This is a genomic window from Mediterraneibacter hominis (assembly GCF_014287475.1).
Lineage (GTDB): Bacteria > Bacillota > Clostridia > Lachnospirales > Lachnospiraceae > Mediterraneibacter > Mediterraneibacter hominis.
In genome coordinates, this window is the sequence record NZ_JACOPF010000002.1 from 519,246 (window position 1) to 535,375 (window position 16,130).

The 16,130-nt window shown below is 41.0% G+C and carries 13 protein-coding genes; 12 read left to right on the top strand and 1 reads right to left on the bottom strand.

All coding sequences use genetic code 11. The features are described 5' to 3' along the window. The first annotated feature begins 182 nt into the window (after positions 1-182). The 9 genes from H8S37_RS11945 (at position 183) to H8S37_RS11985 (ending at position 12,283) form a co-directional block, all read left to right on the top strand. On the top strand, positions 183-1,199 hold the full coding sequence (locus H8S37_RS11945; RefSeq protein ID WP_186876291.1) for a LacI family DNA-binding transcriptional regulator: 1,017 nt from the start codon (positions 183-185) through the stop codon (positions 1,197-1,199). A 244-nt stretch (positions 1,200-1,443) separates the two neighbouring features. Further along, the gene (locus H8S37_RS11950) at positions 1,444-2,739 is read left to right on the top strand and encodes an ABC transporter substrate-binding protein (RefSeq protein WP_186876292.1); all 1,296 of its coding nucleotides are present in this window, start codon (positions 1,444-1,446) and stop codon (positions 2,737-2,739) included. A 146-nt stretch (positions 2,740-2,885) separates the two neighbouring features. Next, positions 2,886-3,800: a carbohydrate ABC transporter permease gene (locus tag H8S37_RS11955; RefSeq protein WP_186876293.1), complete on the top strand. Its 915-nt coding sequence runs from the start codon at positions 2,886-2,888 to the stop codon at positions 3,798-3,800. A gap of 18 nt (positions 3,801-3,818) precedes the next feature. Further along, the gene (locus tag H8S37_RS11960; RefSeq protein WP_207723942.1) at positions 3,819-4,658 is read left to right on the top strand and encodes a carbohydrate ABC transporter permease; all 840 of its coding nucleotides are present in this window, start codon (positions 3,819-3,821) and stop codon (positions 4,656-4,658) included. A gap of 15 nt (positions 4,659-4,673) precedes the next feature. Then, positions 4,674-5,570 (top strand): aldo/keto reductase, encoded by an 897-nt coding sequence (locus H8S37_RS11965; protein ID WP_186876294.1) that lies wholly within the window; start codon positions 4,674-4,676, stop codon positions 5,568-5,570. A 91-nt stretch (positions 5,571-5,661) separates the two neighbouring features. Continuing rightward, positions 5,662-6,741 (top strand): Gfo/Idh/MocA family protein, encoded by a 1,080-nt coding sequence (locus H8S37_RS11970; protein ID WP_186876295.1) that lies wholly within the window; start codon positions 5,662-5,664, stop codon positions 6,739-6,741. An 11-nt stretch (positions 6,742-6,752) separates the two neighbouring features. Then, positions 6,753-8,156 carry a sucrose phosphorylase gene (gtfA, locus tag H8S37_RS11975; RefSeq protein WP_186876296.1) on the top strand — a complete coding sequence of 468 codons (1,404 nt, stop codon included), beginning with the start codon at positions 6,753-6,755 and terminating at the stop codon, positions 8,154-8,156. 394 nt (positions 8,157-8,550) lie between these two features. Further along, on the top strand, positions 8,551-9,393 hold the full coding sequence (locus H8S37_RS11980) for a tyrosine-type recombinase/integrase (RefSeq protein ID WP_243207177.1): 843 nt from the start codon (positions 8,551-8,553) through the stop codon (positions 9,391-9,393). Positions 9,394-9,757: 364 nt separating this feature from the next. After that, positions 9,758-12,283, top strand: coding sequence for a DUF7601 domain-containing protein (locus H8S37_RS11985; RefSeq protein ID WP_186876297.1), 2,526 nt, complete (start codon positions 9,758-9,760; stop codon positions 12,281-12,283). Between the two features lie 235 nt (positions 12,284-12,518). On the opposite strand, the gene H8S37_RS11990 is transcribed toward H8S37_RS11985, so the two are convergent. Then, on the bottom strand, positions 12,519-13,295 hold the full coding sequence (locus tag H8S37_RS11990; protein ID WP_186876298.1) for a DeoR/GlpR family DNA-binding transcription regulator: 777 nt from the start codon (positions 13,293-13,295) through the stop codon (positions 12,519-12,521). 361 nt (positions 13,296-13,656) lie between these two features. On the opposite strand from H8S37_RS11990, the gene H8S37_RS11995 reads away from it, so the two are divergent. From H8S37_RS11995 to H8S37_RS12005, 3 genes are read left to right on the top strand one after another with little or no spacing between them, the layout of a single operon-like run. After that, a complete protein-coding gene (locus H8S37_RS11995; protein ID WP_186876299.1) occupies positions 13,657-14,811 on the top strand; it encodes an iron-containing alcohol dehydrogenase in 1,155 nt (384 codons plus the stop codon). Positions 14,812-14,826: 15 nt separating this feature from the next. After that, positions 14,827-15,786 (top strand): nuclear transport factor 2 family protein, encoded by a 960-nt coding sequence (locus tag H8S37_RS12000; RefSeq protein ID WP_186876300.1) that lies wholly within the window; start codon positions 14,827-14,829, stop codon positions 15,784-15,786. Positions 15,787-15,804: 18 nt separating this feature from the next. Then, positions 15,805-16,128, top strand: a complete 324-nt coding sequence (locus H8S37_RS12005; RefSeq protein ID WP_186876301.1) for a PTS lactose/cellobiose transporter subunit IIA — start codon at positions 15,805-15,807, stop codon at positions 16,126-16,128. Positions 16,129-16,130 lie beyond the last annotated feature (2 nt).

Here is a 16,130-nt window from a genome sequence, read left to right on the forward strand (position 1 = left end):
ACTTTGTCCGATATGGTATAGAATATTTATTGTGAATCTGTACAATAAATGACATGCAAAATTATAAGTTATCCACAAAAAAGTGTTGGAACAAGAAAAAGACGTTGACGTATTAAAAATGCAGTGTTATGATGTAGGCAAATAGGAAAACGCTTTCCCATTTTGTAAAAAGGAGAACTTATATGGCGGTTACGATAGCAGATATTGCGAAGGAGGCAGGAGTTTCTATTTCTACTGTTTCCAGGGTGATAAATAACACAAAGCCAGTGAGCCCAGAATTAAAAGAAAGAGTATACCGGATTATAGAAAAAAATCATTTTACACCAAACGCTCTGGCACAGGGTCTGATTACAAAAAAGACAAATATCGTAGGCGTTATAGTACCAGATATTTCCAACGCGGTTTTTGGAGCACTGACAAAGGGGATTAATAGTGTATGCTCTAGCAAGGGATATACGATTATGGTATGTGAGTCAGGTGGAGAACTTGAACGGGAGATGAACCTTTTGAACATTCTTGAGGACAGGCAGATTGACGGCGTACTTTTCGCGGGAGTAGATGTCAATCAGGAATTGGTAAACGCCATGCAGAAGAAAGACTACCCGGTTGTTCTTGTGACACAGGAATGTTCTGTAAAAGAAAATATAATTGATACAGTGACGCATGATAATGTGCAGGCCCTCTATGATGTTGTAATGTTTCTGCATGAGAACGGACACGAGAGAATTGCTTATTTAGGAGGTCCGGAATATGATTTTTCTTCTGGACAGAAGCGGCTGAAAGGATATAAAAAAGCGCTTAGTGAGCTGAAAATTTCCGTTCCATATTCATATATCGAGCAGGTACAGTTTTCTTTTCAGGGTGGATATGAAGGTATGAAGCGCATCTATGAAGAGAATAGTATTCTTCCTACAGCCGTGGTAACGGGAAGTGATTTGATTGCGATCGGGGCAGTACAGTTTTTGAATGGCCAGGGAATAGGCGTTCCAGAAGAAATATCTGTAATCGGATTTGATGATTTAGATTTTGCTACTTATTTCAGACCGGAGTTGTCTACTGTTAGGATTCCTTATTTTGAGGAAGGGGAGATTGCGGCGAAGGAATTGTTGAAATATATGACGGGGAGTAAAACAAAAGCCGCTACACATTATGTACCTCATAAGATTATTCGGAGAGGTACTGTAAAAGTATTAAAATAAAGAAGGTCAAGAGCTGAAGTTGGTTTCAGCTCTTTCAAAATAGTTGACAGGAAAACGCTTTCCCAATAGATAAAAAGAAAATGATAGTTCAATAATTTGAGAAAAGGATGAGAATTAAAAAGGAATATTCTTAAAAGAAAGAATATTCAGTTTTTTGTCAAAAAAAGGAAAACGCTTTCCAATACCAGAAGATTCTCCCAAAAAGGGGAATTATATAAAAACAATGAATTTAAAAGGAGGAAACATGATGAAAAAGAGAATGAAACAAATTGCAGCATGTATGATAGCAGCCACGATGGTTGCTGGATTGGCAGGATGCGGTGGGAACAAAGACGGAAACAGTAGTTCCGGTGGAGGCTCTGGAGACAAGATTACCCTGCACTTTTCTTTTGACCAGGGCGTGGGAGAACCTACGCAGAAGATCGTGGACAAGTTTAATGAAAGTCAGGACAAGATCCAGGTTGAGACGGTTCTCCTTCCACAGGATGCAAACCAGGTTCACGATGATTTCGTGAATAAACTGGCTTCCGGAGACACGAGCGTAGATATTATGGGACTTGACGTCGTATATGTTTCAGAATTCGCTTCTGCCGGATGGCTGATGGACCTAACAGACAAGGTCGATACAAGTACAATGCTGGAAGGACCGGTAGCGGGTGCAACTTATGACGGAAAACTGGTAGCAGCACCGTGGTTTACAAACTCCAGTGTCCTGTTCTACCGGACAGATGTATTGGAAGCACTTGGAGCAGAGGTTCCTACTACATGGGAAGGCTGGATGGAACTGGCCGACAAGGCAGTTGGTACAAATGGAATCGAATATGGCGCTGACTTCCAGGCAGCACAGGCTGAAGCACTGGTGACAAACTGGGTAGAATATGTATGGGGCAACGGAGGAGATATACTAGATGAAGACGGAAATCCGGTTGTAAATTCTGAAAATAATATCGAAGCGACCAACATTATGAAAACGTTGGTAGACGAGTATGCGCCAGAGGGTGTCACCACCTATACGGAGACAGAAAGTGAGCAGGTATTTAAAGAGGGCAAGTGTCTGTTTATCCGTGATTGGTCAGGATTCTGGTCAAGCGGACAGGACGAAGGCTCTAAGGTAACAGGAAAAATTGCGGCTACCAAGCTTCCGACAGGCCCAAGTGGGGAAGAATCTCATACATGTCTGGGCGGCCTGGATCTTGTTGTAAATAATGCAATCAGCGATGAGCAGAAGGAAGCAGCAATAGAGTTTATCAACTATATGACAAGTGCAGAAACACAGAAAGAAATGACATTGATTTCTTCACAGCCGCCGGTAGTAAAAGATGTGTATACAGATACGGAAATTTTGGAAGAAATTCCATTCTATGCAGATTTCTATGACATTATTATGACAGGAAAGTCAAGGCCAATGTCTCCACAGTATGCAAAAGTTTCTGATGCAATCCAGAGAAACATTCACCAGGCATTGACAGGAGAGGCAGAGGTAGAAGATGCGTTAAATACACTGCAAAGTGAAATCGAAGAACTAAACAGCGAAAAATAAGCACTTCGTGTAATCGTGCGCGCGCCGCGTAACATAAAACCTGTCTTCTGGCAGCAGCGCGGCGGCGCATAAGAGAAAAAAGCTCTTTAGGACAGAGGGACAATCAATTTGAAGTGGGCTTGCCCGCTTTGTTTAAGGAGGCAACTATGACGGGTAAGAAGAAAAAGTATAATACTCTCCAGAAGACCGAGACAAGGGATGCCTGGATTATGATGGCGCCTGCGATTATCATGCTTTTGATCATAGCAGTATATCCAGTTCTACGCACAATCTGGCTGAGTCTCCATGAGATGGTGCTGACGGATCCAGGCAGTGGTTATCCGTTTATCGGCCTGGAAAATTATATAAATATTTTAAAAGATGAAAGAGCGCTGAACTCTATTTTATTTACATTGAAATTTACAGTTACGACTGTGTTTTTTGAACTGATCATCGGCTTTGCAGCGGCACTGGTGATGAATAAAGCATTTCGCGGCAAGGGACTGGTGCGCGCGGCGATTTTGATTCCGTGGGCGATCCCGACATCCGTTTCGGCGCTGATGTGGAAGTTTATTTACAACGACCAGTACGGGCTGTTCAACGATATATTGTATAAGTTGGGGATTATCGACAGCTATCAGGCGTGGTTAAGCACTGCGGACGGCTCCTTTATGGCACTTGTTATTACGGATGTATGGAAAACAGCTCCGTATATGGCGCTGCTGATTTTGGCAGGCTTGCAGATGATACCGGAGGATCTTTATGAAGCGGCAAAGATTGACGGGGCGAATGTCTTTCAGAGATTCCGATATGTCACTTTGCCGAATGTAAAGGGTACAGTATTAGTCGCACTTTTGTTCCGTACACTGGATGCGTTTCGTGTATACGATCTGGTGTCTGTTATGACCGGAGGTGCAAATCAGACGGAAAGCGTATCTCTGTATGCGTACAACAACTTGATGAAATTCTTAGACTTTGGGTATGGTTCTGCGATGGCGGTATTGGTGTTTGTCATTGTGTTTATCATCAGCCTGATCTATATGAGGGCGATGGGCGACCAGCTAACCGGTTCATTAGACTGATAGAAAGAGGGTGGACAAATGAACAGAAAAATGACACATGGAATCAAACAGATTTTCTTTTATCTATTTGTCATCGTCTTTGTAGGAATTATTATTCTGCCGTTTCTGTGGCAGTTTCTGACATCGATTAAACCGATGTCAGAGATTTCAGCTATACCGGCGAAATGGATTCCAAGCGAGATAAATATACAATATTATTTTAATGTATTTGAAAAACATCCTTTCGGCAGATATTTAATGAATAGTTTTATCGTGGCAGTCTGCACGACTGTATTAGGCCTCTTGGTAGGAGCTTCTGCGGCATATGCGCTTGCGCGGCTGAGATTCAAGGGAAAGAAGATTCTTTTAATGGCGATTTTAAGTATCTCTATGTTCCCTGCGATTGCGACATTGAGCCCAATTTATCTGTTGTTAAAGCAGTTCAATCTGTTGAATACGTATCCGGGTTTGATTATCCCGTATATTACATTTGCACTGCCGCTTGCGATCTGGCTTCTGACGAATTTCTTCTCACAGCTTCCTAAGGGCTTTGAAGAGGCGGCTTCTATAGATGGGTGTTCCCGTGCCGGAATTTTCTTTAAAATTATGCTTCCGCTTATCAAACCGGCTATTTTTTCTGTAGCTTTGATTGTATTTATCAATGCATGGAATGAATATATCTATGCGCTGACCTTCATGACAAATGACTTGATGAGAACAGTACCGGTAGGAATCGCCATGTTCCCAAGCAATTATGAAATGCCTTGGGGTGATATGGCGGCAGGTTCTGTCATTGTGACAGTTCCGCTGATAATTCTGGTATTGATTTTCCAGAAAAAGATTATTGCCGGACTGACGACAGGCGGAGTAAAAGAATAAGGAGAGTAAGACAAAATGAAAACAGTAAAAATAGACGAAGCATTTGAAATATCTCAGGTGGCAGCGGGATGCATGCGTGCTGCTGACGCCGGGATGGAAGGGGATACCTTTCTAAGATTTGCAGAAGAGTGTATGGAAATGGGGATCACTACGTTTGACCATGCGCCGGTGTATGGAGGATATACCTGCGAGAAATTATTTGGCGACGCGGTTTTGAGAAAAAAACCAGAGCTGCGGAAAAAAATGCAGATCGTGACAAAGACAGGAATCGTACTTCCGGGAAAAAATGGAAACAAGACGATTTATTATGAATCCTCTAAACAAGAAATTAAAAAAGAGATGGAGGCGTCTCTTGCAAATTTAGGTACGGATTATGTGGATCTTCTGTTGGTACACCGCCCGGATCCATTAGCCGATCCGGAAGAAACAGCAGACGCGCTGGATACCCTGGTAAAGGAAGGAAAAGTACGTTATATTGGCGTGTCCAATTTCATGCCTTCCCAGGTAGAAATGCTGCAAAGCTATATGAAAAATAAGATTGTGATTAACCAGATGGAATTGTCTGTTAAGAATACAGAAAATTATTTTAACGGCGTGACAGATGATGCATTTACAAGAAGGATGCCGCTTATGGCATGGTCTCCTCTTGGCGGAGGCAGTGTATTTAGTGGAGAAGATGAACAGTCAGTACGCCTACGAAGTGTATTAGAAGAAATCGCATCCGGATACGGCACGACAATCGATACGATTATGTATGCATGGCTGTTTGTCCATCCTGTCAGAATTGCGGCGATTACCGGGACAATGCAGACGGACAGGATAAAAAAAGCTGTGGAGGCTTTAGAGATAAAACTTTCCTATGATGAGTGGTATCAGATTTTGGAGGCATCCAGAGGATTTTCTGTACCGTAGAGAACGGCATAGCTTAAAATGTATAGCTTGACGAGTATTTAAAATGGCGGGGAAACGCTGTATAAGACTGGATTTGGGAGGAAGAGTGGAAATGAAAAAGATTCGATTTGGACTGATTGGCTCCGGCTGGAGAGCGGAATTTTATATCCGCATTGCAAAGGCACTGCCGCAGCAGTTTGAACTGACGAAAGTGCTGATACGGGACAAGGAAAAGGGAGAGCAGTTTAAAAAACTCCATGGTGTGGAGGTTGTACAGACAGTAGAAGAGCTGGAGGCAGACCAGCCCGATTATGTGGTACTTGCCATCAAGCGTGGGATTATTTCCGGATATCTTCCGAAGCTTTTTGAAAAGGGGATTCCGGTTTTGTGCGAGACACCGCCGGGAGAAGATATTGAGGCGCTGAACAGTGTCTGGAAAGCCTATGAAAAATATCAGGCAAAAATTCAGATTGCAGAGCAGTATTTTGCACAGCCATTATATGCGGCATGGGAAAAGGTGATCAAAGAAGGAAAAATCGGAAGAGTAGAGAATATTAACATCTCTGCTCTGCATGGGTATCATGGAGCGAGCATCATCCGCAGATTTTTAAATGCAGGCTTTGAGAATGTAGTGATATATGGAAAAAGGTTCTGGTTTGATGTGACAGAGACATATGGACGTGACGGAATGATATTTGACGGAGAAGTATTCCAGTGTTCTAGAGAACGCCTGACGCTGGAGTTTGACAATGGGACAGTGGCCTATTTTGACTTTTCAGATCCGGCACAGTATCATTCTTTTATCCGTACCCGTCAGCTGACTGTGCAGGGAGTACGCGGAGAGATCGATGATATGACAATCCGTTATCTGACAGAAGAAAACATACCTGTTACCCAGGAACTAAACAGAATTGATTTAGGCGTTTATGGAAATCAGGAGTGGGCGCACTATGGAATTATGCTGGGAGAAGAATTCTTATATAAAAACCCATTTAAAAACGCCCGATTTAATGATGATGAGATTGCAGTTGCGACATGTATGCTGAAGATGGGAGAATATGTAAAGACAGGACAAGAATTTTACAGTTTAAGGGAAGCGCTGCAAGATATGTATATTTCCCTTAAAATGGACGAAGCGCTGGCAAATCCAAATAAAGAAATCAGAACAGAGACACAAATCTGGGCGAAATAGGAGGAAGTGATATGAAAAATCAGATTATGCTTATTACCTATGGGGACAGCCTGGGAAAGAACTTTCAGGAGATGGAACAGATTTTAGAAAAGCACTATCAGGGTGCAATAGGAAGTATCCATATCCTTCCCTTTTTCCCTTCCTCCGCAGACAGGGGATTTGCTCCGAAGAGGTATGATGAAGTCGATAAGAAATTCGGAGACTTTACAGATCTTGAACGAATCGGGAAAAAATATGACCTTATGTATGATTTCATGGTGAATCATATTTCTGCACATTCACCGTATTATCTGGATTTTAAAGAGAAGAAAGAGGATTCCGCGTATAAAGATTTTTTTATACGTTATAAAAATTTTTGGGAAAACGGGGAACCGACACAGGAGCAGGTAGACAAAATTTATAAGAGAAAACCGAAGGCACCCTATGTAAATCTGACCTTTTCAGACGGCACGACCGAAAAGATCTGGTGTACATTTGGGGAAGAACAGATCGATCTGGATGTGAACAGTCCTCATGTAAAAGAGTTTATCGAAAAGACCGTGCGGTTTATGTGTGAACACGGAGCAGGGGTTATTCGTCTGGATGCATTTGCTTATGCAGTGAAGGAACCAGATACAAGCTGCTTTTTTGTAGAACCGAAGATGTGGGATCTGCTCTACGAAATTGAGGCAGTGGCAAAAGAGTATCATGTAGATATTTTACCGGAGATCCATGAACATTATACCATCCAGCTTAAGATTGCAGAAAAAGGATTCTGGGTTTACGACTTTGCATTGCCAATGCTGGTTCTGCACGCACTTTACACACACAGAGGAGACCGGCTGCAGCATTGGCTTACGATTTGTCCGCGCAAGCAGATGACGACGCTGGACACCCACGATGGGATTGGAGTAGTCGATGTGGTAGATTTGCTGTCTCCTGAGGAAATAGAAGAGACGAAAGAATTGCTTTACGCAAAAGGAGCGAATGTAAAGAAAAAATACAGCAGTGAGGAATACAATAATCTAGATATTTACCAGATTAACTGTAGTTATTATTCTGCGCTTGGCAATAATGACGACGCATATCTGCTGGCAAGGGCAATTCAGTTTTTCGCTCCGGGGATTCCACAGGTATATTATGTAGGTATGCTTGCGGGAGAAAATGATCTGGAACTTCTGGAACAGACAAAAGAGGGACGCAATATTAACCGGCATTATTATACAGCAAAGGAAGTAGAAGAGAATCTGAAACGTCCAGTGGTAGAAAGATTACGGGATTTGATGAGATTTAGAAATACCTGCCCGGCGTTTGACGGAGAGTGCATCTGCGAAAGCGAAGGAGACAAGCTGACGATTACGAGAAAAACCAAAGATGCAGAAGCAGTGCTGAAAGCAGATTTGCGCACATATCAGTTTGAGATTGAAGTAAAATAAAAGATAAGCCTGACATACAGAAAAATAGACGAGGCTGCCGTACCTATGATTTCCTAATCATGGATGCGGCAGCCTTGTACTGTTTGAGCTTATAATGTATTTAATATTTAAGTTTGACAGAAAAAAGGACACAATTATACTGCGCTTGCTGTCAGGATTATCTCCTTTCTCTCCATTATTGTTAAGAACCCTTTTCAAATATAATTATATATATTACAACATATAATCTGGAAGTTTTCAAGAGATAATGACTTGGATTCCCTTAGATTCCTATAAAGTTGAACGATTATTACTAGAAAAATAATACTTTTTCCAAATTAGAGACTGCGGAGCTTCATAATAAGATAGAAACGAAATGGGGATAATATACCCAAAAGTGCAGGAGGAAATGAATATGCTATATGAGGAAAAAGAAGGAAGCTGGCTGCTGGATTTTCAGAGGCATATGGAAGAGGAGGAAAAGAGCAGTGCTACGATTGAAAAATATGAAAGGGATGTGCGAAAATTTTTGAGTTTTCAAAATGGCAGGGAGATAAGCAAAACACTGACATTGGAATATAAGGAGCATTTGATACAAAGATATGCGGTTTCCAGTGTAAATTCTATGCTTGCTTCTATGAACAGCTTTTTGAGATTCATAAGGATGGAACAGTATTGTGTGAAACAACTGAAGGTACAACGCCAGGTATACTGCACGGAGGAGACTGAACTTACAAAGGCAGAGTATATACGGCTGGTAAAAGCGGCAAGAGAAAAGAAAAACGGGAGATTAAGCCTGATACTTGAAACGATCTGCGGGACGGGAATCCGGGTGAGCGAGCTAAAATATATTACGGCGGAAGCGGTAAAGAGAGGAAAGGCAGTTGTGACCTGCAAAAATAAAACAAGAGTTGTGTTGCTGCCTGTGCAGCTTCAGAAAAAATTACGACAGTATGCGAAAGCGCAGAATATATGTACGGGCAGCTTATTTATAACCAGAACAGGACGGGAGATGAATCGCTGTAATATTTGGAAGGAGATGAAGCTGTTGTGTGAGAAGGCAAAAGTATTGCCAGGAAAAGTATTTCCGCATAATCTCAGACATTTATTTGCGAGAACTTTTTATAAAATAGAACATGACATTGTAAAATTGGCAGATTTATTAGGACACAGCAGTATTAATACAACACGTGTATACACAGTAGCAACTGGAAAAGAACATCAGCAGAAACTAGAAGAAATGAATTTAATTTTATAAGATAAAAAATAAAAGGTAATGATATTGAGATTTATTACATAATTATCATTATGTTGTAATAGAGGGCAATAATATGTTTTTGTTTTCTTTTCAAATTGCTGAAGAATGTTAGGATTCTTTATTTTAGACATAACAAATAAGGCTTTTCTGTCCTGCAAACATAGAAAAGTCTTTTTATCATGTAATTCTTTATGTTTTGATTATTTTTAAGAAAAATACCGCATCTGATTTTACCGCTTGCAAATCTTATCTAGTTCTTTTAAAATAAAATATAAATATAAAATACAACATAATGATAATTATGTTATATATATAAAAACAATTTATTACATAATGATAATTATGTGATAAAAGGAGTGCAAAAATGTTAAAACAAAAATGGAAAAAAGTATTAAGGGGGATGCTTTTTAGCGTCATACTTCTGGCTTTTGGAATATCTGCGTATGCAAAAGAGCCAGATACCACCGCAGCAGAAACAAAGGTTTCTTCCTATGAAATGCTCAGAGAAGCTGTGGAGGGGGCACAGGGAGAGACGGTATTGACTGTCAGCGGTGATATTGTCCTAGAGGCACCGATAACAATTAAGGCAGGACAAAACATTACACTTATGGATGATGGAATAGCAAGGACAATTTCTACAGATTCCCAGAACAAGGCAGACAGGGCATTTGAAATTGAAGCAGGAGGAAAATTTGCAATAAAAACAAGTATTGCAGGGCAGAATGACTTATTAGTGATAGATGGGAAGAATTTTGCTATGTCAGGTACAGCATATGAGGAAGGGCAGATTGTTACATGCAATGGGCAATTTGTACTGGAAGGTGGTACGATTGAGAACAGCAGCTGTGATACGGCGTGGTCAGGGGCAATCGTTGTTTCAGGAAAAGAGGCATCCTTTCATATGACAGGCGGACTGGTGAGAAACAATTTCTATGATAATCAGTACGGCGGTGTCATAAGAGTCTCCTGCGGCGCTGTATTTACCATGGAAGGCGGAAGTATTTCTGGGAATGATACATATCCGTACGGGCAGGTGAATAACGCAACTGTTTATGTTGCGGCAAAAGAAGGAAACTCCAGCTTTCAAATGAATGGCGGAGAAATCAGCGGAAATCATGGCTTTTTTGGCGGGGTATTTCTGGGAGAATGGATTAGTCCCGACTATGTTTCTATTGCTTCTATGGAAATGAATGACGGAAAAATTACGAATAATAAAGCGGAGAGATTTGGCGGAGGCATTATGGTATGCGGTCAGGCGTCTTTGATTATGGAAGGCGGCGAAATATCCGGCAATGAGGCGCTGATAGGCGGAGGAATTGCGGCATATGATCTGTATTATGCCAGAGGCGGAGCCGGAAATTATGATATAGAGACGTGGAAACAATTTTTTCCGGCAGAGTTTGTTATGAATGGCGGAACAATATCTGGAAACAGAGCGATTGACGGAGAGGAGGAAAATGACGGAGGCTGCGGCGGCGGAATATATATTGGATCTGACAGTGTAGTGCTTAACGCAGGTTATATTACCAACAATACTGCACAGAGGCAGGGCGGCGGAGTGTATGTCGGTTCAGTACCCTATACATTACATATGTACAATACACTTGTCACAGAAAATACGGCAACGATTTTAGGCGGCGGTTTATGGTTCTGTCCTACCGGAGATGCCCACAATACCGTAACAAACGGAGGAGCGATTTTTGGAAATACGGCCAGGTCAGAGTCGGGGATTGAGACAGAGGCGGCAGGAGATGACTTTGCGGCGGTACCCCAGGAAGGGAAAGAGCATTTCGTTACACTGGCAGATCGTATGCTTGGCGGCGGTGAAGCAGCATGGTATAAGGATGGCGGCGTGTTATCTACGGAACCGGATAAAGGAAATGTATTGGGAGAACCAGATGGCTCCGCCAGATATGATGAAACGAATTCGGGAGACAGAATTACAGAAATTAAAGATAACAAAGATGGAATTGCGCTAAAGTCTGTTGTATCAGAACCGGCAGCACAGTTGGCACGAATGGAAGCAAAATTGTTTGTGACAGGGAATACGGCGCCTCGCGGAGGGGGAATCGGTTCAAACGGAGCGATTATTATCGGGACACCGCAGGATGAGTGGAGTTTGGATGTAATAAAAGCATGGGCGGATGAAGTTCCTGAGGATGCGAAAAAAGAAGTTGCGGTACGGCTTACGATTGGAGATTACGAATTGGATACAGTGACTCTGAATCAGACAAATGGCTGGAAGGCTTCATTTACCCAGCTTCCGAATCCGGATTCACTAAGCGAAGGATTAACAATTACTGCAATAGAAGAAGGGAATGAATATATTGCAGATTATACAGAGGTATCGAAGGATGGAGAAAATAAGAGGCTGGAACTTACGATCATGAATCATTTAAAACCTTCAGGGAACCTTACTGTTTCGAAAGAAGTGGTAGAAGGAGATAAAGAGAAGGAATTTCCATTTACGGTAGTATTGGGAGATACAACAATCAATGGAATATATAACGATATGGAGTTTAAAGACGGAATAGCGCAATTTACATTAAAGGACGGGGAAAGCAAAACGGCGATTGGGCTTCCGGCAGGAATCACTTATACGGTGAAGGAACAGGAAAATGAGGAATATACGGTGACAAAGGACGGAGATACAGGGATTATACCAAAGGGAGATACGGCATATGCGCTCTTTAAGAATAAGAGGATTCATGGTACGGATACACCGGGGGAGAATCCTGAAGATCCAAAAGAAAGCTTAAAAAGTACAGATAAAACAAATAGCCCTAAGACGGGGGATGACTTTGGAGTATACATAGCTTTGGCAGTGACGGCAGCAAGTATATGCCTTATAGCAGGAAGCCTGTATATCAGAAAGAAAAAACAACCCTAAAGGGTACACTGTAATACAGCCCCCTTCGGGAGAGCGGGCTTCGCCCGGAAAGGTATACCCCAAAGGGCATACCGTAATACAGCCCATTCGGGAGGGCGGGCTTCGCCAGATAAGGTATAAATAACAAGTGAAAAAGCTTCTTTCAGATGCGAAGAAATATTCTGCAAAAGCAGGGTAAGTACGTATCTGAAAGGAGCTTATATTTTATGGAACCAAGAGCCGTTCACAGTATATTTTATGATTCATTTGCATTTCTGTCAGGGGCAGCATCTACAAGGATAAGATTTTCTACGGTAAAATCGGGCTTTTTATCCGTTATCAGAGTCGCAACGTCTAGCCCAGAAAATGTATAAAGGCGTTTTAAGCCAAACTTAGAGTGATCGCATAGAATATAACTTTTACTACAACGTTTAAGAACACTTTTTTTAATTGCCGCATCATGTTCGTTGCGTGTCGTATATCCTGCATATTCATCCAAGCCGCTGGTTCCAAGAAATGCTAAATCAAAATTCAGATTAGCGAGCTGCCCACTGGTTTCAGAACTCATAATAGCAGAAGAACCAAAATTGATATAGCCATTTGGTACATACGTTTTAATGTTTTTCTGTGCTAGTGTTTGGAAATTATTAATTCCATTTGTCACTACGGTTATATTGTGCGCTGTGATATATTCTACAATAAAGGAGGTTGTAGAACCCGCGTCAAGAAAGATACAGTCGTTATCTTTAATCATTGAAGCGGCATGTTGCGACAAAGCACGTTTTACATCGACCCCTCTCTTAAAATTCAAGATATAATCATCCTGCCAATGTGCATTTTCGTTTGTCTCGTGTGCTACTGTACTTGCGCCGCCCCACAGTCTTTTAATCATATTCTGGTTTTCCATTTTTACTAGGTCTCTGCGTATCGTTGTCTCGCTGACTGATAGCATAGAGGCAAGTTCCTGTACAGAGAGAGAACCTGATTTGCTCAAAATTTCTTCAATTTTTTCCCATCTTTTTTCTACTTTCATTGCTTATCCCCGTTTATTTTGATTTGAGCATCCATTTAATACCAGCAGTTATGCATAGATGTATATGATATGATACCAGAAAGCAAAAGACTACAGATTTTCTGAATGAAACATAAGCCTTTTTGAACATAAAATTTGATTAAATGAAGTCTCGTTAAGGTCAGTATAATATTCAAAAAGCGAAAAGTCAACTTAAACAGATTAAAAATGATTGAAAAAATGATTGAAAATAGATTTAAATGAATAAAATGGTTAAAATGATAAAATTATGATTGAAAAATGATAAAAATGATTGACAAATGAACTTAAAAAGATTATATTTAGAATAAATAAAAGAGGACGTAAAGTTTGGAGGAGGAATATGAACAATTATGCTACACAATTAAATTTAGGACAGATAAGACTACTGTTCGGAATAGGAGTGGTAAAAGAGACACCGGCAGAATTGAGAAGAGTGGATGTGAAATATCCATTTATTGTAACAGATCGGTTTTTACGGGAAGGAGGACTACTAAGCTCCTTGATAAAAATACTTACAGAGGAAAACTACAGGTTTGAAGTGTTTGACAAGGTGACGCCGGATCCGGGAGGAAGTGTTGTAGATGAAGCAGTAGCATATCTGAAACAAAAAGAATGTGACTGTGTGATTGGTTTCGGGGGAGGCAGTGTGATGGATGTGGCAAAATGTGTGGCGGCTATGGCAGTAAATGAAGGAAAATTAATGGATTATGACCACGCAAATTCAGCGCATAAAGAATTTACAAAAAGCAGCCTGGCACTGATACAGATTCCGACTACGTCAGGGACTGGTTCAGAGATGAGCCCATATGCAGTAATCACAAATGAACAGGAGGGCAGAAAGGCAACAATTGGTTCGCCAATGCTGCTGAGCAGAATAGCATTAGTAGATCCAGAGTTGGTAAAAAATCTTCCAAAAGGGGCGACAGCTTCGACTGGTATGGATGCACTGACACACTGCATAGAAAGTTACACTACAAAGAAATCATTGGAAACACCGAACCCGATTATAGATGCACTGGCTTTAAAAGGAATTCATTACTTATATAAGAACTTGTACAAAGCATACAGGGAGGGAAGCAATTTATCCGTACGCGAGAAGGTAATGTGGGGAAGTGTTATTGGGGGAATTGTGCTTCAGTATGGTTCAGGTGCCAGTCATGGTTTGGGAAATGTATTAGGTGGAGAGTACCATGTTCCCCATGGAACAGCAGTAGGGATGTTATTGCCGTATGTCATGGAATTTAACAAAGATGTCTGTGGCAGACGATATGGAGAGATAGCAGACGAGCTGGGATTAAAAAGTGTAGAGGAGTTGATACAGAGAATTAAAGAATTAAAAGAAAATCTGGAAATACCGGCACTTTTACATTATGTAAAAGATACCAGTGAGATTAGCAGATTGGCTCAGCTAGCTGTTTTAGACAAATGTACCAGGATTAACGGAAAGAAAATAGAACCGGCAGATGCCGAATCTATCTATAAAAAAGCATTATAAGGAGGAAAACATATAATGAGAAAGAGGGAAATAATCAAGCAGAGATTTGAGGAATTTGTAGAAGCACTGGAATCGTTTTGCCCAGAAAAAATCAGAAAAATCATAACAGAGGATGTAAAAGGGCATTTCTCAAATGTAGGAGAGGCAGAGGGGAAAGATGCGCTGATAGGGGTGCTGACATGGAAGGGAAAAAAGATGAATGTTTCCCGGAGGAGAATAACAAATTTCGTTGTCAGAACACAGGGAGAAAAGGCGCAGCAATCAGCTTATGTTATGTCTTTGATTGGCTATGACAATGGAAAATTTTTGTTTCCCTTTGAATTTGGAGGAAAATATGTTGTTAGCTGGGAAGAACAGGACGGAGAGTGGAAGATAAAGGAAATCAGATATGATATGGATTGGGAGAAAGGGAATACATATTTTGCAAAAGATTGGAACTTCATCGATTATAAAATTTATGCTGGGCATAAACCTATGATCAGCAGTGAATATCAATCTCCGTGGGCAGTAGTTTTGGAGAATGACGAAGAACTGACAGAAGAAGAAAAAATTATGGAAAATATGTTTAAATATTCTTTCGGGCTGGATAATTGTGATTGGACGCTGCATCATAGTTCGTATACAGACGATATTATTTTTTATGCTGGAAACAGTGTGATGGAAAGCGGCGCCTGCAATCTTATTAATAATTTTAAAAATACAAGTCATAAAGAGCCTGCGCTGGAGCATGCAATTAAAATTGTAGACATTCAAATTAATGGGGATGAAGCGGTGCTGTATGGATACCGGATAGAACCACATAGGCTTGGGTCTAAAAACCTGAACCGTGATACTCTGCACCAGAGCTTTTACAGTGCAAAATATAAAAATCTGTTAAAGAAGGTGGACGGAGAGTGGAAGATGTATGAGATTCATTATCAGAGTGGTGTGTTTTTCGAAAACGATAATGGTAAACATTATGTAGATACGATATAAGGGAAAGGAGGGAAATATATGGAGGAACTTCAGATGATTGCTTTTGAGATGATTACAACCGTCGGAGAGGCAAAGACATTTTATATGCGTGCAGTCAATCTAGCAAAAGAAGGAAAGATGGATGAGGCGGAAGAAGCAATCGGACAGGGGAATGCAGTTTTTGCAAAAGCACATGAACATCATTTTTCCTGTATACAAAAAGAGGCGGAAGGAGAACAACTGCCGTTCTCTATTTTGTTTCTGCATGCGGAGGATCAACTTTTGTCTACAGAAATAATGAGAGATATGGCAGTGCAGCTGATAGACGTTTACAGAGAGCTGAAGTGTTTAAAGGGGGAATAGAC